The organism is Streptomyces sp. NBC_00252 (assembly GCF_036187565.1).
Lineage (GTDB): Bacteria > Actinomycetota > Actinomycetes > Streptomycetales > Streptomycetaceae > Streptomyces.
This window is the reverse complement of record NZ_CP108087.1, coordinates 7,171,499-7,192,890: the sequence shown is the minus strand read 5'-3', so window position 1 is coordinate 7,192,890 and position 21,392 is coordinate 7,171,499. Positions and strand designations below refer to the sequence as shown.

16 protein-coding genes are annotated in these 21,392 nt (G+C 70.0%); 11 read left to right on the top strand and 5 right to left on the bottom strand.

Annotated features, from left to right (window positions below; all coding sequences use genetic code 11):
• Nucleotides 1–54 precede the first annotated feature (54 nt).
• The 5 genes from OHT77_RS31870 (at nt 55) to OHT77_RS31850 (ending at nt 5,472) form a co-directional block, all read left to right on the top strand.
• Nucleotides 55–627: a winged helix-turn-helix domain-containing protein gene (locus OHT77_RS31870; protein WP_328831865.1), complete on the top strand. Its 573-nt coding sequence runs from the start codon at nt 55–57 to the stop codon at nt 625–627.
• Nucleotides 628–687: 60 nt separating this feature from the next.
• Nucleotides 688–1,695 (top strand): NAD-dependent epimerase/dehydratase family protein, encoded by a 1,008-nt coding sequence (locus OHT77_RS31865; protein WP_328831864.1) that lies wholly within the window; start codon nt 688–690, stop codon nt 1,693–1,695.
• A 133-nt stretch (nt 1,696–1,828) separates the two neighbouring features.
• On the top strand, nt 1,829–3,091 hold the full coding sequence (locus OHT77_RS31860; RefSeq protein WP_328831863.1) for a sensor histidine kinase: 1,263 nt from the start codon (nt 1,829–1,831) through the stop codon (nt 3,089–3,091).
• Nucleotides 3,076–3,729 carry a response regulator transcription factor gene (locus OHT77_RS31855; protein WP_328831862.1) on the top strand — a complete coding sequence of 218 codons (654 nt, stop codon included), beginning with the start codon at nt 3,076–3,078 and terminating at the stop codon, nt 3,727–3,729. Before OHT77_RS31860 ends, OHT77_RS31855 begins: the two co-directional genes overlap by 16 nt.
• 183 nt (nt 3,730–3,912) lie before the next feature.
• Entirely contained in the window at nt 3,913–5,472 is a 1,560-nt protein-coding gene (locus OHT77_RS31850; RefSeq protein ID WP_328831861.1) for a DUF1996 domain-containing protein, read from the top strand.
• 74 nt (nt 5,473–5,546) lie between these two features.
• On the opposite strand, the gene OHT77_RS31845 is transcribed toward OHT77_RS31850, so the two are convergent.
• Complete coding sequence (locus tag OHT77_RS31845; protein WP_328831860.1) at nt 5,547–5,948, bottom strand: hypothetical protein; 402 nt, start codon at nt 5,946–5,948, stop codon at nt 5,547–5,549.
• Nucleotides 5,949–6,090: 142 nt separating this feature from the next.
• Here OHT77_RS31845 and OHT77_RS31840 point away from each other — a divergent pair, with 142 nt between their 5' ends.
• The 5 genes from OHT77_RS31840 to OHT77_RS31820 all read left to right on the top strand — a co-directional run bounded on the left by OHT77_RS31840 (nt 6,091) and on the right by OHT77_RS31820 (nt 11,453).
• Entirely contained in the window at nt 6,091–6,612 is a 522-nt protein-coding gene (locus OHT77_RS31840; protein WP_328831856.1) for a tetratricopeptide repeat protein, read from the top strand.
• A 49-nt stretch (nt 6,613–6,661) separates the two neighbouring features.
• On the top strand, nt 6,662–8,617 hold the full coding sequence (locus OHT77_RS31835) for a hypothetical protein (protein ID WP_328831854.1): 1,956 nt from the start codon (nt 6,662–6,664) through the stop codon (nt 8,615–8,617).
• A gap of 180 nt (nt 8,618–8,797) precedes the next feature.
• Entirely contained in the window at nt 8,798–9,664 is an 867-nt protein-coding gene (locus tag OHT77_RS31830; protein WP_266767945.1) for a metal-dependent hydrolase, read from the top strand.
• On the top strand, nt 9,664–10,707 hold the full coding sequence (locus OHT77_RS31825) for a PDR/VanB family oxidoreductase (protein WP_328831853.1): 1,044 nt from the start codon (nt 9,664–9,666) through the stop codon (nt 10,705–10,707). The genes OHT77_RS31830 and OHT77_RS31825 overlap by 1 nt, the downstream gene beginning before the upstream one ends.
• A 56-nt stretch (nt 10,708–10,763) precedes the next feature.
• Nucleotides 10,764–11,453 (top strand): TetR/AcrR family transcriptional regulator, encoded by a 690-nt coding sequence (locus tag OHT77_RS31820; protein ID WP_328831852.1) that lies wholly within the window; start codon nt 10,764–10,766, stop codon nt 11,451–11,453.
• A 17-nt stretch (nt 11,454–11,470) separates the two neighbouring features.
• Here OHT77_RS31820 and OHT77_RS31815 read toward each other — a convergent pair whose 3' ends face one another.
• The 3 genes from OHT77_RS31815 to pulA all read right to left on the bottom strand — a co-directional run bounded on the left by OHT77_RS31815 (nt 11,471) and on the right by pulA (nt 18,982).
• Nucleotides 11,471–11,827 carry a 5-carboxymethyl-2-hydroxymuconate Delta-isomerase gene (locus OHT77_RS31815; RefSeq protein WP_328831851.1) on the bottom strand — a complete coding sequence of 119 codons (357 nt, stop codon included), beginning with the start codon at nt 11,825–11,827 and terminating at the stop codon, nt 11,471–11,473.
• A gap of 53 nt (nt 11,828–11,880) precedes the next feature.
• Nucleotides 11,881–13,500, bottom strand: a complete 1,620-nt coding sequence (locus OHT77_RS31810) for a fused response regulator/phosphatase (RefSeq protein WP_328831850.1) — start codon at nt 13,498–13,500, stop codon at nt 11,881–11,883.
• 76 nt (nt 13,501–13,576) lie between these two features.
• Entirely contained in the window at nt 13,577–18,982 is a 5,406-nt protein-coding gene (gene pulA / locus OHT77_RS31805) for a pullulanase-type alpha-1,6-glucosidase (protein WP_328831849.1), read from the bottom strand.
• 243 nt (nt 18,983–19,225) lie between these two features.
• Here pulA and OHT77_RS31800 point away from each other — a divergent pair, with 243 nt between their 5' ends.
• Nucleotides 19,226–19,840, top strand: a complete 615-nt coding sequence (locus OHT77_RS31800) for a DUF4232 domain-containing protein (RefSeq protein ID WP_328831848.1) — start codon at nt 19,226–19,228, stop codon at nt 19,838–19,840.
• 61 nt (nt 19,841–19,901) lie between these two features.
• On the opposite strand, the gene OHT77_RS31795 is transcribed toward OHT77_RS31800, so the two are convergent.
• On the bottom strand, nt 19,902–21,278 hold the full coding sequence (locus OHT77_RS31795) for an alpha-amylase (RefSeq protein WP_328831847.1): 1,377 nt from the start codon (nt 21,276–21,278) through the stop codon (nt 19,902–19,904).
• Nucleotides 21,279–21,392: the final 114 nt, after the last annotated feature.

Genomic DNA, 21,392 nt, shown 5'->3' with positions numbered 1-21,392 from the left:
CGCGACTCGACGTACGTCCCCTTGACGAACCTCTCGCGCGAAAGCTGACCTCTCATGGCGATCATCCGTTCTCTGTCCTCCGCCACGCTCGACACCCACACCCCGACCGCTCCGAACGCGCCACGGCATCATCTGCGCGCCGTGGACCGGGACGAGGTGATCGACGTCGCGGAGTTCCTGCCCCCGGGGGCCACCTGGCTGCCCGCGCCGCCGCACACGCTGCCCACGCTTCCGGGGCAGCCGCCGATGGTCGGGTACCTCGTCCTCATCCCGGCCGACAGCCCGCACCTCGTGCGGAGCGCCCCGGTCGCCCCGGTCCTCCCCGCCGAGGCCGAGCCCCTCGTCCGGATCGACACCGTGCAGCGCACCGCGCAGCTGAACGGCGAGGAACTCGACCTGACCTACCTGGAGTTCGAGCTCCTCGCGCATCTCGTCGCGCATCCCAACCGGGTGCACACCCGCGACCAGCTGGTCACCACGGTGTGGGGCTACGGGCATGTGGGCGACGGCCGTACCGTCGACGTCCACATCGCGCGGCTGCGCCGCAAGCTGGGCGTCGAGCACCGCAAGGCGATCCAGACCGTGCGCCGGGTGGGGTACAAGTACACGCCGCCGACCGCGCGCTGACCGTCTGCTGACGGCAGATCGGCGTTCCCTTCCGGAGGCCCCGCGGGCAGAGTCGTCGGTATGAGACTTCTGGTGCTGGGCGGGACGGAGTTCGTGGGGCGGGCCGTCGTGGAGGCGGCCCTCGGGCGGGGCTGGGAGGTGACCGTCCTCAACCGGGGGCGGCACGAACCCCCGGCCGGGGTAAGGGCGTTGCGGGGTGACCGCACCGCGCCCGGCGGGCTCGCCGCGTTGGCCTCCGGGGAGTGGGATGCGGTCGTCGACACCTGGTCGGCGGCGCCGCGGGCCGTCGACGACGCGGCGCGGCTGCTCGCCGACCGGGTGGGGCGGTACGTGTACGTGTCGAGCTGCTCCGTGTACGCGTGGGCTCCGCCCCCGGGGTACGGCGAGGACGCGCCCGTCGTCGAGGGTGCCTCCCCCGACGCCGACAGGACCGACTACGCGCGGGACAAGCGGGGCGGGGAGCTGGCCGCGCTCGGGGCGTTCGGGGCGGAGCGGTCCGTGTTCGCTCGGGCCGGGCTCATCCTCGGGCCGTACGAGAACATCGGGCGGCTGCCGTGGTGGCTGGGGCGGGTTGCCCGGGGTGGGCCCGTGTTGGCGCCGGGGCCGCGGGAGTTGGCGCTGCAGTACGTGGATGTGCGGGATCTCGCGGAGTGGTTGCTCGGTGCTGTGGAGCGGGAGTTGAGCGGGGCGTACAACGTCATCTCGCCTCAGGGGCACGCGACGATGGGGTCTTTGCTGGACGCGTGTGTGCGGGTTGCGGGTGGGGCGGGGGTTTCGCTGCGGTGGACCTCGGCGGAGGTTGTGCTCGGGGCCGGGATCGAGCCGTGGACCCAGTTGCCGGTGTGGGTGCCGGCGGGGAGTGACGAGTATGACGCGTTGCACTCGGCGGATGTTTCTTCGGCGGTGGGGGCGGGGTTGAGGTGTCGGGCTGTCGAGGACACCGTCCGTGATACGTGGGAGTGGCTGCAGGGGGTGGGTGGGGTGGCGCCGCAGCGGGCCGATCGGCCGGTGGTGGGGCTTGACCCTGCTGTGGAGGCGAAGGTGCTCGGGGTTTCCGTGGAGTCGTAGTTCGTCGTCCGCGGGTGCGTGGGGGCTGGTCGCGCAGTTCCCCGCGCCCCCAAAAACAGGTGGGGACAGCAACACCCCCTTCATGGGGGCCCGGCCCCGTGCCCCAGGTACTTCGCTCGGTGAGACTGGGGTCATGGAGATGAACCGTGAGCGGGTCCGGAGTGTGGTGGTCGACGGGGCGCGGGGGCTTGGGCTCGCGGTTGTCTCGCTCGGGGGGTCGCTCGCGCTCTTCGTGCTCGTGGTGGTGTCTCTCGCGTTGATTCCGGCGGGGGTCGGGCTGATCACCACGCCCTGGGTGCTGGCCGGTGTGCGGGTGCAAGCGGACCGGCGGCGGGTGTTCGCGGCGGAGTGGTGCGGGGTGCGGATTCCGGCCGCCTATCGGGCGGTGCCGGACGGGGCGATGCCCTGGACGCGGACTCTCCGGATGCTCGGCGACCCCGCCACCTGGCGGGATCTGCGGTGGCTGCCGGTCGACATGATCGCCGGGTTCGTGACCGCGTTGCTGCCCGCCGTCCTGGTCTTCTACCCGCTGGAGGGCTTCGCGTTGGCGTTCGGGCTGTGGCGGGTGTTCACGGACGGGACGTATGTCGGGTGGTGGTACGGGTTCGTGCCGGTGAGCGGGCAGGGCAGTGCGCTGCTCGCGGGGCTCCTGGGAGTCGGGATTCTTGTCGCCTCCTACTTCCTCACGCCTGCGCTGCTGCGCTTCCACTTTCTGCTGACGCGTGCCGTGCTCGCTCCGGGATCGGGTGAACTCGCCGAGCGGGTAAGGGTCTTGACCGAGACGCGGCGGGACGCGGTGGACTCCTCGGCTGCCGAGCTGCGGCGCATCGAGCGGGATCTGCATGACGGGGCACAGGCCCGGCTGGTCGCCATGGGGATGGATCTCGGGACGATCGAGGCGCTGATGGAGAAGAACCCCGCGAAGGCGAGGGAGCTGCTGGCCCGGGCCCGGCAGTCGTCCGCCGAGGCGTTGGGCGAGTTGCGGGATCTGGTGCGCGGGATTCATCCGCCGGTGCTGGCGGAGCGCGGACTCGCCGATGCCGTACGGGCGTTGGCGCTGCGGATGCCGGTGCCGACGGAGGTGGGTGCGGAGCTGGGAGGTGGGCGGGCGGACGCGCCGGTCGAGTCGGCCGCCTATTTCGCCGTCAGTGAGGTGCTCACCAATGCCGTCAAGCACTCCGGTGCCGATCGGATCTGGGTCGATCTGCGGTACGCGGAGGGGGCGTTGCGGATCTCCGTGACCGACAACGGCACAGGTGGTGCCGTGATCGGGGCGGGGTCGGGGCTCTCCGGGGTCGAGCGGCGACTGGGTACATTCGACGGCGTCCTGGCCGTCAGCAGCCCCGCGGGCGGTCCCACCATGGTGACCATGGAGATTCCGTGCGTGTTGTCCTAGCCGAAGACCTGTTCCTGCTGCGCGACGGACTGGTGCGGCTGTTGGAGGCCTACGACTTCGAGATCGCCGCCGCGGTGGAGACCGGGCCCGAACTCACCAGGGCGCTGGCCGAGTTGGCGCCCGACGTGGCCGTCGTCGACGTACGGCTGCCGCCCACGCACACCGACGAGGGGCTGCAGTGCGCGTTGCGGGCGCGGCGGGAGCGGCCGGGGCTGCCGGTGCTGGTGCTGTCGCAGCACGTGGAGCAGTTGTACGCACGGGAGTTGCTCGCCGACGGGACCGGCGGGGTGGGCTATCTGCTGAAGGACCGGGTGTTCGACGCCGAGCAGTTCGTGGATGCCGTGAAGAGGGTGGCAGGGGGTGGGACGGTGATGGATCCGCAGGTCATCCAGCAGTTGCTGGCGCGGCGGGCGGCCGACGACCGGCCGCTGGGGCGGTTGACGCCACGGGAGGTCGAAGTGCTGGAACTGATGGCGCAGGGACGGTCGAACGCGGCGATCGCCGGACAACTCGTCGTCACGGAGCGGGCGATCGGGAAGCACACGTCCAATATTTTCGCCAAACTGGGACTAGAAGTCTCGGACGACGACAATCGCCGCGTGCTGGCGGTATTGGCCTATTTGGATCAGGGCCGCTGAGCACTACCTGTGAGTCGATCACAACTGCTGGTGTTTAAAGGGCAGTTGGGAGGGGACGTACCCAAGAATCTCTCATCAGTTTCTGAGCTTGCTGAACACTCCTGGGACCTCCTGCGTATCAATGGGCGCCGCTTCACTCCTGTCGGGCGCCTCGCTGCCCCGCAAGGAAGTCAGAGGAGTTCCATGGGACGCAATGATCGTAAACGCCGTACGCCGCTGGCCACCAAGGCCATTGCCGCATCGGCTGCCCTAGTGCTCGGTGGGGGCGGGCTGCTCTGGGCGCAGATGAACGCTTCGGCGCACGAGTCCAACTCGTCGGGCCAGAACGAGACCAAGGCCGCGGCCGCCTCGGCTCAGGTCGCGACGATCGCCTGCCCGGACGTCGGCCAGCAGCTGACGAACGTGCCGCAGAAGGCTCGTCGGGGTGTCGCCCTCGAACTGGCGAACCTCGACAAGCAGATCACCGAGGCCTACGCCCGGCTCGCGTCGACGCGTCAGGCCCAGGCGAATGACGCGAGCTTCGTGCAGAACGCGATCGTCGGCCCCCTCAAGGAGAAGCGGGCCGCGACGATCGACCGCATTCGCATCGACATCCAGCGAGTGGGCGGCTCCGTCAACGCGACCGCGCTGAAGCAGCTCGCCGCCTGCACCACGCAGAACGCCTCCAACACCACCACGGCTGGTCGCGGCGGCGGTCGGGGCAACGGGGGCGGCAAGAACAACGGCGGCGGTCAGAACAACGGCGGCGGCCAGAACACCGCCGCTCCGAGCGCCAGTGCCAGTGCTTCCGCGCCGCCCGCCAACAACGGCGGCCAGGGCGGCAACGGCCCGACGGCGGCAGACTTCGTGGACATCACGAAGGTGGCGAACAACGTGCTGGCGAAGCCGCAGAACAGCGGCCAGGCTTCGACCGGTTCGTTCACCACCAGGTGCGGTGTCAACGCGAACAAGAACCACAACACCGACAACGTGATCGTGGCGCCCGGCGTGAACAACGGCGCGCACCACACCCACGACTACGTCGGCAACCAGAAGGTCAACGCGTTCTCCACGAACGACTCGCTGCTGGCCGCCCCCTCCAGCTGCCAGAACCAGAGTGACCTCTCGTCGTACTACTGGCCGGTCGTGCGTGTGCAGGACGGCACGAAGGAGTTCGACCAGAACGCGCTCGGCGGTGGCCAGGAAGGCAACGTCGGCAAGATCCTGACCGCGCAGTCCGCGCAGATCAAGTACGTCGGTTCGCCGGCCAGCAAGGTCGTCGCGATGCCGCAGTTCCTGCGCATCATCACCGGTGACGCCAAGACGCTCACCAACGGTCTGGCGAACGCCAACGCGCACTGGAGCTGCACCGGCTTCGAGAACAAGGTCCAGCTGACGGAGCAGTACCCGATCTGCCCGAAGGGCAGCAACGTGGTCCGCACCTTCGCGTTCCAGAGCTGCTGGGACGGCGTCAACATCGACAGCGCCAACCACCGTACGCACGTGGCCTTCGCGGACCCGGCGAGCGGTGTCTGCGGGAACGGCTTCAAGGCCATCCCGCAGCTGACGATGCGCCTGGTCTACAAGATCACGCCTCCCACCATCCAGGCGGACGGCACCGTGAAGAACGCCTACGCGGTGGACGGATTCCCGGAGCAGCTGCACAAGCCGTCGACCGACCACGACGACTTCATCAGCGTCACCAAGAACAACCTGGCGGCGAAGATCGCCAACTGCGTCAACTCCGGCAAGAACTGCCAGTAGGACCCAGTAATACGAAGCGGGCGGTGGGTTTCTCCCACCGCCCGCTTTCGTGTCCTTCCTGGTCCGCGGCCGCTTCAGCTGGTGTGCTTGGAGTGGTCGGTGCCGATCTCCTCGTTGCCCCCGAGCGTCTTCTGCAGCTTCTTGACGATCGCGTCGGTGCCCACGACGACCCACTTGCGGCCCACGAGGTAGAAACCGCCGTAGTCCTTCGCGTCGTTGATCCACTCGCGCTGACCGCGGTCGGTGGCGAAGGTCGCGAGGACGAACTTGCCGTAGCTCATCTTGCAGATGGCCTGGCGGAGTTCGTCGGCGTCGGTCTGGATGTCGGGTGTGCACTTCACCTTGGCGGCCAGGCTCTCCAGGCTGCCGGAGGCCTCCGGCGGCACGGTCGCGGCCTTGGTGTCGGCACCGCACCCCACCAGCGCCAGCGCCGCCGCGGCGCCGGCCACCGCGAGCATCGGTCGGGTCAACCTCATCTGTCGTTCCTCCGGTCGTCCGGTCAACAAAAGCATGCCGCGACGCGCCCCGGCGAGGGGCCGTCTCATCCGATACGGGCCGGAGGCTCCCCGCGCTCAAATCCATGGTCATCGTCCGGACCCGTGTGCGAAGGTGACGCCCATGGATCACGACGTGGATCAGGACTGGGAAGACCGGGTGACCGCCGCCTGGGCGACCTTCGACGACTATCCGGAGGAGCGGGCCGCGGAGTTCCGGGCCGTGATCGACGCCCTCGTCGCCGAACTCCCGGACGGCAGCCCGCTACGACCGTTCGAGCAGGCCTGCGCCTGGGACTCGACCGGGCATTCCGACCAGGCCGCCCCGTTGTACCGGGAGGCCCTCGGCGGCGGGCTCAGCGACGTCAGCGGCTACAAGGGACGCCGGGCGAAGATCCAACTCTCCAGCTCCCTGCGGAACATCGGGCGGGCGGAGGAGGGCGTCAAGCTGCTCACGCCCGAACTCGACGGCCCCTCGGACGAGTTGGACGACGCGGTCCGCGCGTGCCTCGCCCTGTGTCTGTCCAGCCTCGGCCGCGACCGCGAGGGCCTCTCCCTCGTGCTGGGCGCCCTCGCGCCCCATCTGCCGCGCTACCAGCGGTCGATGGCGAACTACGCACGCGCGCTGGTCGACCCCGAGGCCTGAGTCGTCCGGGCGGCGGTGACCAACTCACCATTCGCTCGTTTTGCTGAACGTGCAGTCACAGGATGTCGCCAAGCGCCCCGCAGCTTCACCCACCGACCCGGTCGTCGATGTCGAACAGGCCGAGGCCGCGCTCGTCGAGCACTATCCACGGCTCGTCCGGCTCGCCTATCTGGTGCTCCCCCCGAGCCTCGGCCGCAACCGGCGCGTCCTGACCGCGCACGCCCTCACCCAGCGCGCCCTGCCCCGGGGCCGCGCGTCCGCGTCCGTGATCCCGGCCCAGAATGGGGGTCCCCCCGCCCGAGCGAATTCGAGGGTGGGGGAGGGCCGCGACGGCGACCCGGGCTACGCCTTCGTCCGCCTCCAGGTGGTGCGTACGGCCCTGGAGGCGGGCCTGCCGCTGTCGTTCCGCGCACTGCCCAAGCGCTCCCAACTCCCGCCGCTGCTCCCCCAGGTGCGGGGTCTGCGGCTCTTCCCGCGCTCGGGCGGCGCCGACGAACTCGCCCTGGACCAGCGGCTGTCGGCGCTCTCCGGCCCGGCCCGCGCGGCGTACGTGCTGCGCGGTCTCGAGCAGCTGCCCGACGGTGACGTCCGCAGGGTGCTCGCGGCGGCCGGGGTCGACAGGGTGGACGCGGCGCTGCGCGAGGCCGACGAGGCGCCCGCGCGGTACGACCTCCTCGACTCCCCCGAGTTCGACCCCTGTTCGCTGCACGCCCGGCCCACCGACCTGATGCGCCGCCGCCAGCACGGCAAGGCCGCCCTCGCCGCCGCCGCGGCCGTCGCCGTGTGCGGCGCGCTGCTCGCGCTGCCCGGCGGCGGCTGGGGCCCGGACGGCGCCGCCGCACCCGCGTACGCGGAGAACCCGGCGGCCGAAGCGGCCCTGAACCCAGGCAAGTTGACGAGAATCGCGCCCACCGCGTGGGAGTCCTCCGCGCGCGAGGACTTCTCCGTCTGGCCCGCCCGCGGCGACCTCACCGGCAACACCGCGCTGCTGCGCCGCGCCCTCGCCGTCTGGGCCCGCCCCGGCGAGTCCGTCCAGGTCTCGGCCACCCCCGGCACCCCCTCCGGCGGCCCGGCCGGACCACCCCAGCTCCTGTACGCGGGGACGGTGGACAACGCGCGCGTGGTGATCCTCTACGACGGTCTGCGCATCGCCCGCTACGCCGAGCCGAAGGACGGCACCAAGGGCGCCGCGCTGGACTTCGCGCGGGTCGACGGCGCGACCGGGGCCGAGGCGGACGCGGTGGTCCTGGACCGCGCCGACGGCAACGTCCGCTATCTGACGGCCCCTTGGGTGAAGAAGGCGGCCGAGCGGGACCTGCAGAAGCCGAACGCCGGCGCGCTGCCGATGACGATCACCGACGGGATCACCTCGCCGCTGGCCAGCCCCGCGACGGCGACCGGCGCGTGCACGTCGTGGAACGTGCTCCAGCTGACCGACGACACCGGCACCCGGCTGGTGAGCGACCTCGGCGAACTCGTCCCGGCGCACCTCACCTCGGGCCGCCCCGGCTCGGTCCACGAGGTGTCGGGCTCGGCGGCGCAGCACGCCTGGGCGCCGTACGCCTGCTCCCTCGGCGCGATGCGCTCGCTGGGCGTGCGGTCGGTGAACTCCTGGCAGTACGCCCAGCAGCCGCTGCCCGACGCGAGCGGCGCGGCGGAGTGGGTGTGCACGCGGGCGGAGACCTGGCGGGGTGACGGCGAGCGGGTGCTGGCGCAGTTCCGCACGCCGGGCGGGACGTACGGCGCGGTCGCGGCGAAGGCGCAGGACGTCTCGGCGTGCGGCGCGCGTGACCCGCATGTGCTGGCCGGGGTCCTGTGGAAGTCGGCGGCGGGCAACTGGTTCCTGCTGGCGGCGGGCAGCAAGGGCACGGAGGCGGTCAGCGCGACGGGCGGGGTCAACGGCTCGGCGCGGGGTGGTCTGCTGGCGGTGAGGACCGAGCAAGGTGTCCAGGCCGAGCTGAAGGGCACCCTGGACGACGGCAGCACCATCACCGGCCTGCGCTGAGCGGTTCTCGGGAGGGCGGATTGAGTGCCGGGCGAGGTCCCGCGCCCAAAGGGGCGCGGGGAACTGCGCGACCAGCCACGACGGACCCGCACCCAAAGAAACCGGCCCTAGCTGACATTCACGTCAACAAGTCCCCGCACAAGGCTTCCCCAGGGACTTACCCGTCAGTACATTGACGCCATGTCTAACACGCCGCTCAAGGCCCGAAAGGTGTCCTTCTCCTGGGAGGGCACCCCACTGCACTGGGTGCCCGGCGACCCCTTCACCACGCACACGATCAACGTGCTGCACCTGCTGCTGCCCGCCGGTGAGCGGTGGTTCGTGCACGTCTACAAGCAGGTGCTGCCCCTCATCCGGGACGACCGGCTGCGCGAGGACGTGATCGGGTTCATCGGCCAGGAGGCGATGCACTCCCAGGCCCACGACGAGGTCCTCCCCCACCTCAGGGAGCTGGGCCTCGACCCGACGCCGTACACCGCGCAGGTCGACTGGTTCTTCGAGAAGCTGCTCGGCGACCGCACCCTGCCGCCGGGCAGGGCCCGCAGGTGGTGGCTGCTGGAGCGGGTCGCGATCATCGCGGCGATCGAGCACTACACCGCGTTCCTCGGCAACTGGGTGCTGAACGCCGAGGAGCTGGACCGGCGCGGCGCCGATCCGACCATGCTGGACCTGCTGCGCTGGCACGGCGCCGAGGAGGTCGAGCACCGCTCCGTCGCCTTCGACCTCTTCATGCACGTCGACGGCGGCTACCGGCGGCGCGCCCGCACCTGGGCGACCGCGTTCGCCGCCCTGATGTTCCTGTGGCAGCGCGGCTCCCGCTTCTTCATGGCGAACGACCCGACCCTCGTCGACGCCCATGTGAGCTTCAAGGACTTCTACGTCGCCGGGAAGCGCGGCACCCTGCCCGCCACCGGCGACATGCTCAGGTCCATACCCCGCTACCTGAGCCGCGCCTACCACCCCTCCCAGGAGGGCAGCACCGAGCAGGCCGTCGCCTACCTCGCGTCCTCGCCCGCGGCGGTGGCCGCCGAGAAGAGGGCGGAGTAGTGCCGAAGCCGCTCACCGTCGCCGTCCTGGCCGGTGCCGCCCTGCTGACCCGCCGCGCGCTGCGGCGCCGGGTGCGGGCCTCGCCGCTGTGGCCGCTGCCCGCGCTCGACCCGCCGATCTCCGGCCGGCCGCGCACCCGGGCACTGCGGCTCCGGGTCGCCGCGCGGGAGACGGTCGCCGAGGGCGTCGTACAACTGCGCCTGGAAGGTGCGGACTTGCCGCGCTGGGAGCCCGGGGCGCACATTGATCTGGTGCTGCCCTCGGGGCTGGTGCGGCAGTACTCGCTGTGCGGGGACCCGGCGGACACCTCGTCGTACACGGTCGCCACGCGGCTGGTGGAGGACGGCCGGGGCGGGTCGCGCGAGGTGCATGAACAGGTCTGGGAGGGCGCGGAGTTGGAGGTCCGGGGGCCGCGCAATCGGTTCCCGCTGATCGAGGCGCCGTCGTACGTCTTCGTCGTCGGCGGGATCGGGATCACCCCGGTGCTGCCGATGCTGCGGGCGCTGCCCGAGGGCGCCGACTGGCGGCTGGTGTACGCGGGCCGTACGTCCGACTCCATGCCGTTCCTCGACGAGTTGGCGGAGTTCGGCGCGGACCGGGTCACCGTCGTGAGCGGACGGCGGCCCGAACTGGACGCGTTGCTGGCGGAGTTGCCCGAGGGTGCCGTCGTCTACTGCTGCGGGCCCGAGGGATTGATGGCGGCCGTGGCGGAGCGGTTCCCGGACGTGCGGCTCGAACGGTTCGCGCCCCGGACCCAGTTGGGCGGCGGAACGCGCGGGGACACGGCCTTCGAGGTCGAACTCCGGCGCAGCGGGCGGACGTTGACCGTGCCCGCCGACTCCACGGTGCTGGCCGCCGTCCGGGCGGAGCTGCCCGACACGCTCTACTCCTGCGAACAGGGGTTCTGCGGAACCTGCCAACAGCGCGTCGTGGAAGGGGAGGTGGAGCACCGGGACGAGCTGCTGACGGACGCGGAGCGTGATGACTCGATGCTGATCTGTGTATCCAGGGCCCGCGGTGAGCGCATCGTGCTGGACATGTGAACGACCTTGGGCGGACCGGGCCGTTGAGGTCCGGTTCCGATCGGTAAGGTGTTCGCATGAGTACCGGGGTTCGCCGCAGGATGGGAGTCGAGGAACGGCGGCAGCAGTTGATCGGCGTCGCTCTCGACCTCTTCAGCCATCGCTCGCCCGACGAGGTCTCCATCGACGAGATAGCCGCGGCCGCGGGCATTTCCCGGCCGCTGGTCTACCACTACTTTCCCGGCAAACTCAGCTTGTACGAGGCCGCGTTGCAGCGCGCCTCGGACGATCTGGCCGGGCGGTTCGTGGTCGCCGAGGAGGGCTCGCTGGGATCACGGCTGCTGCGGGTGATGGCCCGGTTCTTCGACTTCGTGGACGACCACGGGCCGGGTTTCGCGGCACTGATGCGCGGCGGTCCCGCGGTGGGTTCGTCCACCACCAACGCGTTGGTCGACGGGGTGCGGCAGGCCGCGTATCTCCAGATCCTGTCCCATATGAAGGTCCAGGACCCGCCCGCGCGGCTGGAGCTGATGATCCGGTCGTGGATCTCGCTCGTCGAGTCGACGGCCCTGATCTGGCTGGACGGCCGGCGCATCCCGCGTGCCGAGCTGGAACGCCAACTCGTGCACGACTTCGGGGCGTTGGCGGCGGTCAGCGCGGCCTACGACGAGGAACTCAGCGGGCTGCTGCGTGAGTCGCTCCGGCACGAGCCGGGCGACGGGCCGTTCAGCGACCTCGTCGTCCGGCTGATCGCGCTCGCGTCCTAGCAGCCGCAGGACAGGGTCTAGCGCTCGAACTTCCGGTAGGACGCGTCCAGTTCGCGTACCTCGGCCGAGGCGTGCAGCACGGAGCCGTCCTCGTCGATGTACTCGCGGAGCAGTTCAAGGACCTTCTCGGTCAGCTTGGCCTTGGTCTCCTCGCTGCGCCCGGCGAGCAGTCCGAGGGTGACGTGGACGACGGTGTGGCCCAGCTCGTCGAGACCCTCGTACCCGAAGGCGGTGTACTCGCTCGGGCGGAACTGCGTCTTGCACGCCTCCGGCTTCGCCGCGGCGATCTCGACCACCGCCTGGTGCAGCGCACGGGCGAAACCGTCCTGGTCGAAGGAGATCGTGTGGGAGTGGTCGACGGTGATCTGCGGCATCAGGCGCTCCTGTTTCTCAGCCAACAACGGGCTCACCCTAGCCGCCCGCGGGCTCACCCCAGCCGTAGCGCCAGCATCGCGATGTCGTCGTCCCGGTCGACGCCGAAGCAGTCGAGCAGGGTGTCGCACAGCGCGTCCAGGCCGGGCAGGGCGCCGGAGGCCGCCGCGCGGAGCTGGTCCATCGAGGCGGACAGGTCGGTGCCGCGGGTCTCGATGAGGCCGTCGGTGATCATCAGCAGCCGGTCGGAGGGTTCGAGGAACAGCTCGGTGGGCGGCGGATGGGGCAGGCCCACGCCGAGCAGCGGGCCCGACGCCTTGGCGTAGTCCGCGCTGCCGCTGTCCCGGATGATCAGCGGCGGGATGTGCCCCGCGTTGGAGATGAGGGTGCGCCCGGTGTCCGGGTCGACGAGGACCAGGCAGACGGTGGCCGTGGTCTCCAGGTGGTAGTGCTGGAGCATCCGGTCCAGCCGCTCGGCGAGGACGCTCGGGTCGCTCTCGTCGACACAGTAGGCGCGCAGGGCGTGCCGTATCTCGACCATCACGGTGGCCGCCTCCAGCGAGTGCCCGACGACGTCACCGACGGCGAAGAGCACACGCGAGCCGACCTTCAGGACGGCGTAGAAGTCGCCGCCGATCTCGGTGTCCAGGGACGCGGGCACGTACCGCACCACGACGCTCACGCCCGGGAGTTCGGGCAGCCGGTCCGGCTTGGGCAGGAAGCTGCGCTGGAGGGTGAGGGCGACGTGCCGCTCGACCTGGTACATGAGGAGCGGCTCGGCGGCGAGCGCGGTGGCCTGGGCGAGCTGGGCGAGCAGCGCGCCGGCCTCGGGGCCGACCCGGCGCAGTCCGCGGGTGGGGGCGGCGAGGCAGACGGGGGCCCGGCCCTCCTGGGTGAGGACGAGCGCGAGCCGGGCGTCGTGCTCCACACCGGGCCGGAAGAACCCGGTGGGCCACAGCGGCGCGGGCACGGTGGTGATCTGCACCCCGGACTGGCCCTGGGAGAGCCTGCGCAGCAGCCGGGCGACGGCCCGGTCGGCGTCCTCGCCCGGCAGTGCCACGGCGGTGCGGTCGCGGGGCAGGCCGCGGTAGAGCTGGTCGTCCCGGTCGAGGACGAACACGGCGGCCGGGGTGCCGGTGAGCCGTGCGGTGCCGTCGGCGGCGACGTCGACGAGTTCCTGGAGGGAGCGCGCCGCCTGGATGGTGACGATCATCTCGGACAGCAGGGTCAGCCGTTTGACGAGCGCCTGGTCGTCGGCCCGCAGCTGGGCGGCGCGCACCGCGGACCGGACGGCCGCCTCGATCTCCTCGGGCTCCGCGGGCACGGTCAGGAAGGCCTCGTCGCCCGCGTCGAGCGCCTGGCAGCGGTTGCTCGGCGGTGCGGCGAGCGCGGAGACGTGCACGACCGGCAGGCCCGCCATCCGCGGCCGCTCCTTGAGCAGCCCGCACAGTTCGAAGCCGCTCATGTCCGGCAGGTGCACGTCGATCAGCGCCACGTCCGGGAGGTTTCCCTTACGCAGCCGCACATCGACTTCGGCGAGCGCCTCGGCGCCGCTGCCGACCGCCAGGACCCGATGCCCGGCACGGCTCAGCACGCTCTCGACCGCGAACCGGCTCGCCGGCTCGTCGTCGACGACCAGCACGGTCGCGTGCGTCAGTTTGCCGTTGACGTCCATTATTCAGACCTGGCCCTTTGACACACCGGTGGGGCAGGCCGGTGACCACAGCCTGCCCCACTACGGTAATGCGCTTTCAGGGTGTCCGGGTGAATACCGCCACAGTGCGACCCGGAACGGCGAAGGTACCCGTCCCCTTCGTGTACGAGGCCGCCTTCACGGTGGCGTCGGCACCTCCCGCCTGCACCGGGTGCAGACGGTAGCCGGTTCCGGCCAGCGCTCCGACGCGCTGGTCCTGTTCGGTCGGCGTCGCGTTGAACACGACCACGAGATTCCCGAGTTCCATGGTGATCACCCCGGGCGTCTCGTCCTTACCGGACAGCGGGAAGGACATCTCCGACTGCACCTGCGCGGCCGTACCGAGCGAGAAGACGGGCTCGGTCGTACGGATCCTCAGCAGCTCCTGGTACGCGGCCGAGGCCCCGTCGATCTGCCCGCAGCCGACCTTCACGGACGTCAACAGACCCTTCGCGTACGGCCACTTGGACGCGTTGTCGGCGGCCGTCGGCAGGCCACGGCCGAAGCCGTTGCCGTCGGCGCAGTTCCAGTGGATCGCGTTGAACCAGTCCCCGCTGTCGAAGGAGTTGCGGTCCAGGGACTTGGAGCGCAGCAGGTCGGTCCCGGCCTGCGAGAGCGACGGCCCCTGCGACAGGGTGGCCGTGGCCATCGCGAGGACCTGCATCCGGGCCCGGTCGGCGGCACTCGTCGTCGCGGGCAGCTTGTAGGTGAGGGCGTCGAACAGCGACTCGTTGTCGTGCGCGTCGGCGTAGGCGAGGGCGTCGCCCGGCGCGTCCGCGTAGCCGGCGGGGGCGCCGTTGTAGTCGATCTCGGCGCCGGTGACGTCCTTCCCGTCGGTGTCGGTGAAGCGGTACTTCGCGAGGTTGCCGCTCAGGCCGACCTTGATGAGGTCCTGGTAGTGCAGGAGGCGGGCCTTCTGCTCGGCCGAAGTGCCGTTCGCGGTGGACGAGTTGGGGTCGGTGTAGAGCCCGGAGGCGAAGCCCTGGATGCCCGGGTCGTCGTCGAAGGGGCTGCCGCCGCGTACGGCGTCACGGGCCCGGTCGGAGAAGGTCGCGATGCCCGTGCCGGCCATGTTCTTCTGGGTGGCCTGCACGAAGCGGGCGTCGTCGGCGACCTCGCCGAAGTTCCAGCCCTCGCCGTACATGATGATCTTCTTGCCGTCGACGCCGTCCTTCGCGAGGGTCAGCGCGTCGAGCGCCTTGCGCACGGCGAGGATGTTGGCCTTCGGCTGGTGCCCCATGAGGTCGAAGCGGAAGCCGTCGACCTTGTACTCCTTGGCCCAGGTGACCACGGAGTCGACGACGAGCTTGCCCATCATGGCGTTCTCGGTGGCCGTGTTGGCACAGCAGGTGGAGTTCGCGACGCTGCCGTCGGCCAACAGCCGCTGGTAGTAGCCCGGCACGATCCGGTCGAGCACCGAGGTGTCCGCTTGACCGCTGGCCGCCGTGTGGTTGTAGACCACGTCCATGACGACCCGCAGGCCGTCCTCGTTCAGCGACTTGACCATCTTGCGGAACTCGACGGTACGACCGGTGCCGTCCGGGTCGGTCGCGTACGAACCCTCCGGAACCGTGAAGTGGTAGGGGTCATAACCCCAGTTGTAGGCGTCCTTCGCGGCTGTGGCCGCCACGCACGCCTGCTGCTGCTCCGAGTCGGCGGCGTAGGAGGCGAGGTCGCAGTCGGTGGTGGACTGATCGGACTTCTTCTCGGGGATGGTCGCGATGTCGAAGGCGGGCAGCAGATGCACGTACGACGTCCCGGACCCGGCCAACTGCCGCAGGTGCTTGGAGCCGTCGCTGTTCCTGTCCGTGAAGGCGAGGTAGGTCCCCCGGTCCTTCACGGGGACCGTGGTGTCCGCGACGGAGAAGTCGCGGATGTGCAGCTCCTGGATCTCCGCGTCCTTCAGCGGCACCGCCTTCGGCTTCTTCAGGCCCGACCAGCCGCTCGGGGCAAGGGACTTGTCCGCGAGGTCGACGACGAGGCTCTGCTTCGAGTCGGTGGTGAGGGCGACCGAGTAGGGGTCGGTGACCTCGTTGGTGACGACCTTCCGCACGGTCGGCGCCCACACCTTCACGACGTACCGGTACGGCTTGTTCTTCCAGGAGGCGGGACCGGTGACGGACCAGACGCCGGTGCTGGCGTTCCGGGTCATCTTCTTGAGCGAGCCGTCGAGGTCGAGGGACACGCTCTGCGCGGTCGGCGCCCAGACGGCCAGCGTGGGACGGCCGTTGTGGAAGGTCGGGCCGAGGTCGGCCTTGGTCGCGGAGCCGTAGACGTCGTCGAGTACGCCGGCGATCTGCACGCCAGTCGCGGCCAACACAGCCCCGTTCACGGCCCGTTGGGAGGCGACGAGCTGACCCTCCAGGGCCTCCTTCACCCGGCCCCGGTCACGCGGGTCGACGGACCAGGCCGCGTAGTCCTTCAGGTAAGGGAACTTGGCCTTCTGGGCGTCGGTGAGCGTGGTCCTGGACAGCCGCAGCCAGCGCTCGTCGTCGCTCGTCAGCGTGCCGTCCTTCGCGGCGATCGAGCCGTCGTGGGAGTACACGAGCTGGGTGGAGGCGGCGGCGTCGGAGCCGTTCCAGGCGACCGTGTTCCGGTCGATCCAGACCGCCTTGGAGGTGGTCAGGTCGAGGGCGGCCGCACTCCCGGCGGGCTGCGGCAGGAGGTACTTCTCCTGGCCGCTCAACAGCCACACCTCGTTGCCGTTGGTCTTGAGGTCGAGCGACTGGTCGGTGGGGAGGTCCTTCTCGTCGCCCTTGTGCAGGATGTAACTGAGGCTGGTGGCATCGGAGCTGAGCGGTACCTCGAAGACGGCGCCGTACGCGTCGGTCTTCACCGGCTGGAGCGGGCTCGACCAGTCCGTGGGGTTCGCGGCACCCGTCCAGACGTGCAGCCCCCAGCCGGAGTAGTCGCCGTCGGTGCGGTGGTAGTGGATGACGGCCTTGGTGGTGTCCTGCGCCGGGTAGTCGGGCCGCTGCGTCTGTACGGCCTCCTTGCCCTGCTCGATCCAGACCTCGCCGGTCTGCGTGACGTCGATCGAACGGTCGGCGGAGACGTCCTTGTCTCCGTCCTTGTCGATCACCAGGAAGCTGACGTTCGTCGCCCCGGGCTTCAACTTGACGTAGGCGAAGGCGCCGTAGGCGTCCCGGCCGACGAAGGGATGGCTCGCGGGCCAGGTCGTCGCCTCGCCGTCGGCGAGGTCGCCCCAGGCGTACAGGCCCCAGTCGGCGTAGTCGCCGTCGGCGCGCTTGTAGTGGACGATCGCGTAGTCGCGCGAGGAGGCGGTGGGGACCGCTTCGGCGGGCGGGGTGCCGGTGGTGGAGGCGGCCGTTGCGCTCGCGGTGCGGCCGGTCGAGTCGACCACAACCGCCTTGTAGCGCAGGGCTGTTCCGGCCGGTACGTCCTTGCCGATCGCCTGCGTGACCTTGTACGGGGCGTGGTCGGCCGACCCCAGGGTCTGCCATCTGCCGTTGCCGGTCTGGGCGGCGAAGACGACCCGGTCGAGCTGACCGCCGGTGACGTCGGCGCTCAGTTCGACGGTGCCGGTGGCGCCCGTGTCCGGGGCCTTGAGGGTGATCGTGGGCTTGGTGACGGGCTTGGCGAGGGCACCGGCCGCCTTGAGGACCATCGCGGCACCGGCGGGCACGGTGACGGTCACCTTGTTGTCGGCGCCGCTCGTCGCGGTGGCCGAAGTGCCGTAGATCCCCCGGTACTTCATGTCCGGCGAACCGGTCGCGAAGGTCACCGTCCTCGCCGTGTCGGCGTTGTTGAGGGCCACGACGTACTCGTCGTTCCTGGCGGTGCGGGTGAAGGCGTAGACACCGGCGCCGTCGGCCGCGTAGCGCTCGGTCTGCACGCCGTCGGTGAGGGCCGGGTTGTCCTTGCGAAGCTTCGAGAGAGCGGCAATCTGCTTGTAGAGCGGGGCTGTCGAGTCGTAGGAGTCGCTCGCGGCCGTGCGGTCGGTGCCGATCTCGTCGTCGTCGAGATAGTCGGCGATCTTCGACGCGAACATCGGCTGGCGGGCGTCCTTGTCGCCGCCGGAGCCGGTGAAGCCCTGTTCGTCGCCGTAGTAGACGACGGGGTTGCCGCGGCTGAGGAACATCAGCTCGTTGGCGAGCCGGTCCTTGGCGAGGAGTTGGGCGTCGGTGGCCTTCGGGTTGTCCTGATCGAGGAAGTAGCCGATGCGGCCCATGTCGTGGTTGCCGAGGAAGGTGACCTGCTCGTAGGCGTTCGCCTTGTCGGTCGTGTACTTGTAGTCGTCGCCGAAGACGCTCGCGAGCTTCTGCGCGCTGCCGCCCTGGGAGGCGTAGGCGCGGGCCGCGTCCTGGAAGGGGAAGTCGAGGGTGGCGTGCAGGCGGCCCTGGGTGACGTACGGCGAGGTGACGGACGTGTCGGCGGAGTAGACCTCGCCGAACATGAAGAAGTTCTTCCGGCCGTGCTGCGCCGCGTAGGTGTCGAGGGCGGTGGCCCACTGGGTCCAGAAGTCCATGTCGACGTGTTTCACGGTGTCGATGCGGAAGCCGTCGACGTCGAAGTCGCGGACCCACTTCTCGTAGATCTTCTCCATGCCGCTGACGACCTCGGGACGTTCGGTCCACAGGTCGTCCAGGCCGGAGAAGTCGCCGTAGGTGGCGTTCTCGCCGACGTAGGTCGAGTCGCCCCGATTGTGGTACATCGTCGGGTCGTTGAGCCAGGCCGGGACCTTCGCGTTCGCCTTGCCGGCGGGGACGGTCGGGGTCTTCGGGAACGAGGACGTGGTGACCTTGGGGGACGTCTTCCTGCCGTCCGCGTAGTCGGCGTCGTCGAAGGGCTGCCCGTCCTTGGTGAGGTACGGGAAGGCGCCCTTGGAGAGGTAGTCGTAGGACTTGCCCTCGTAGTCGACGACGTCGGCGGTGTGGTTGGTGATGACGTCGAAGAAGACCTTCATGCCCTTGGCGTGGGCCTTGGAGATGAGGGTCGCGAGGTCCTTGTTGGTGCCGAAGTGCGGGTCGACCTGGGTGAAGTCCGTGATCCAGTAACCGTGGTAGCCGGCGGACGCTTCGGCACCGGTCCCCTGCACGGGCTGGTTCTTGAAGATCGGGGCCATCCAGATGGCGGTGGTGCCGAGGCCCTTGATGTAGTCGAGCTTCTTCGTCAGGCCCTTGAGGTCGCCGCCCTGGTAGAAGCCCTTGTCGGTGGGGTCGTAGCCGGTGCTGAGGCGTGAACCGGTCAGCCCTCCCTGGTCGTTGGAGGTGTCGCCGTTCGCGAACCGGTCCGGCATCACGAAGTAGAACTGCTCGCGGGTGTCGTCGTGCCGGGCGGGCGTCGCGGCCAGCTTGGCATCCGACGGGGGTGCGGGCGGGGCGGCCGCGTGGGCGGCGAGGGGTTGGACGAAGGCCGCGAGGAGCGCTGCGACGATGACGCCCGTGGCCCTTCTCCGTCGCTCGGTGCGGCGCGTGCGGGGCGCCGGCCATCTCGGTATCACAGGCGTGAACTCCTTGCGATTACGGCTCAGTTCGGGTCCGACCCCGGCGAGACCGTATCGCCGACGCAAGGGTTGCAGCAAGAGTCGTGAAAGGCGCGGAAAGAACTTTCAGCAGACGATGGCGGGAAAATTCTTCCGCCTCTTCCGCGAACAAAACCGCTGTGGCATGCATCGAACCTTGTGTACGGCACAGAAGGACGGTGCGGGCCGCAGACCACGGCCCGCGGAGCAGGAGTGGGGATCATGACCGTGAACGAAGTCCAGAACACCACCGACCAGGCCGCCACCACCAAGCAGGGGCGCCGCGCGGACCGCAGGGTGGGGCGCACGATCATCGGCCTGGGGGCCGTCGTCGGCCTCGGGCTCGCGGGCCTGGCGGGGACCGCGAACGCCGCGACCTCCAGCGGTACGGCCACCGCGAAGGCGACGCCGACCTGCTCGGCCGCCGCACTGAAGGCCACCTACGGTCAGCAGCTCGCCGGGGGGATGAACCACGAGGGTGTCGTCATCCGGCTGCGCAACCTCAGCGGCAAGACCTGCGCGCTGCGCGGCTACCCGGGCCTGGGCCTGGAGAACTCCGCGCACAAGAAGCTGACGACCCACACCACGTGGGGCAACACCTGGTACGCGCACGACCCGGGCAAGAAGACCCTCACCCTCAAGGACGGCGAGAGCGCCGAGGCCGTCGTCGCCTGGACCCACGCCAACACCGGCACCTCGGGCGCGGTCCACGCCGGCTACCTGGAGATCACCCCGCCCGCCTCCACCCAGCACAAGACGCTGGCCCTCCCCCAGTGGGTCGACCACGGCGACCTCTCCGTGACGGCCATGGCGAAGCACATCACCGTCACCCCCTGACCTCTTGGGGGCCGGGCGGCGGCGGTGCGTCCCCTCGCACCGCCGCCGCCCAACTCGCCGATCAGCAGCTCGACTTGCCCGCGTAGATCGCCAGCGCCGTGTTCGAGCCCAGGGTCGCCGTGAACTGGCCGCTGGAGTTCACGGTCACCGAGGTGTTGTTCTGGACGTTGCAGTACGTGCCCGCCGACATCGAGGTCTGGTACGTCTGCGTCAGCGACGACGTCTCGTGGTTGATGGCGACGTAGCCCTTGCTGCCGCGGCCGAAGGCGATCGCGTCGTTGCCGTCGTCCCACCAGTTGGTGAGGGACTGGCCGCGGGTCGCGTTGCGGAAGGCGACCATGGACTTGATCTCGGGCCAGGCGTGCTGGCACTTCCAGCCGTCCTGCCAACAGGCCGTCACCGCACCGTTGTTGGGCGGTCCCGCGTCCGCGTCCGACCACTCGTAGCCGGAGTTGATGTCCGGGGCGCCGTACGGGTAGGCGAGCATGAAGACGTTGGCCAGCGTGTAGTTCGCGCCGTCCTTGTAGTTGAGGGTCGAGCCGTTGCGCTCGGTGTCGTGGTTGTCCACGAAGACCGCCGCGACCGAGCTGCTCATGTACCCCCAGCCCTCGCCGTAGTTCTTCAGGTAGGCGAGGTTCTCGTTGTTGAAGACCCGCTTGAGGTCGTAGGCGTAGCGGAACTCCTGGACGTCGCCGTTGCCGGTGTACTCGGTGGGCTGGACGGCCTCGCCCGCGCCGTAGATGACCTCCTGCTTCCAGTACGCGGAGGGGTTCGTCAGGCGGGACTTGATGTTCGCGAGGTCGGTCGCCGGGATGTGCTTGGCCGCGTCGATGCGGAAGCCGTCGGCGCCGTAGCCGAGGAGGCTGTTCATGTAGCCGGCGATCGTGGCGCGGACGTACTCCTCGCCGGTGTCCAGGTCGGCGAGCCCGACCAGTTCGCAGTTCTGGACGTTGGCGCGGTTGGTGTAGTCGCTGACCGTCGCCGTGCAGTCGTCCATGTCGTACGAGGAGTACAGGCCGGGGTAGTTGTACTTCGTGTACGACGAGCCGCCGGTGCCGGTGCCGCTGCCCGCCGACATGTGGTTGATGACCGTGTCGACGACGACCTTCACACCGGCCGCGTGACACGTACTGATCATGTTCTTGAACGCGGTCGCGTCGCCGAGCCGCCCGGCGATCTTGTAGCTCACCGGCTGGTACGACGTCCACCACTGCGAGCCCTGTATGTGCTCGGCGGGCGGGGAGACCTGGACGTAGCCGTAGCCTGCCGGGCCGAGGGTGTTGGTGCACTCCTTCGCGACCGAGGCGAAGTTCCACTCGAAGAGGACGGCGGTGACGTCCTTGGAGCCGGGCGGGGAGGCGTGCGCGGTGCCGGGCACCAGGAGGGCCGTCGCGGCGGCGAGGGCGAAGGCACCTGCAAGTGATCTGCTGTTGGCCATGTGGGGGTTCCTTCTCCGTTGAAGGTCCTTGAAGGTTCTTGCTGAAAGACCGTGGAAACCTTGCGGTCGCCCAGATGTTAAGGGCCCGCCGCCCAAAAGGGCAGCGGGCCGTGT

Bases quoted from the DNA above. Each gene is read 5' to 3' on its own strand.
- OHT77_RS31870 (WP_328831865.1), top strand. From the start codon at position 55: ATGGCGATCATCCGTTCTCTGTCCTCCGCCACGCTCGACACCCACACC.
- OHT77_RS31865 (WP_328831864.1), top strand. From the start codon at position 688: ATGAGACTTCTGGTGCTGGGCGGGACGGAGTTCGTGGGGCGGGCCGTC.
- OHT77_RS31860 (WP_328831863.1), top strand. From the start codon at position 1,829: ATGGAGATGAACCGTGAGCGGGTCCGGAGTGTGGTGGTCGACGGGGCG.
- OHT77_RS31850 (WP_328831861.1), top strand. From the start codon at position 3,913: ATGGGACGCAATGATCGTAAACGCCGTACGCCGCTGGCCACCAAGGCC.
- OHT77_RS31845 (WP_328831860.1), bottom strand. From the start codon at position 5,948: ATGAGGTTGACCCGACCGATGCTCGCGGTGGCCGGCGCCGCGGCGGCG.
- OHT77_RS31840 (WP_328831856.1), top strand. From the start codon at position 6,091: ATGGATCACGACGTGGATCAGGACTGGGAAGACCGGGTGACCGCCGCC.
- OHT77_RS31830 (WP_266767945.1), top strand. From the start codon at position 8,798: ATGTCTAACACGCCGCTCAAGGCCCGAAAGGTGTCCTTCTCCTGGGAG.
- OHT77_RS31820 (WP_328831852.1), top strand. From the start codon at position 10,764: ATGAGTACCGGGGTTCGCCGCAGGATGGGAGTCGAGGAACGGCGGCAG.
- OHT77_RS31815 (WP_328831851.1), bottom strand. From the start codon at position 11,827: ATGCCGCAGATCACCGTCGACCACTCCCACACGATCTCCTTCGACCAG.
- OHT77_RS31810 (WP_328831850.1), bottom strand. From the start codon at position 13,500: ATGGACGTCAACGGCAAACTGACGCACGCGACCGTGCTGGTCGTCGAC.
- OHT77_RS31800 (WP_328831848.1), top strand. From the start codon at position 19,226: ATGACCGTGAACGAAGTCCAGAACACCACCGACCAGGCCGCCACCACC.
- OHT77_RS31795 (WP_328831847.1), bottom strand. From the start codon at position 21,278: ATGGCCAACAGCAGATCACTTGCAGGTGCCTTCGCCCTCGCCGCCGCG.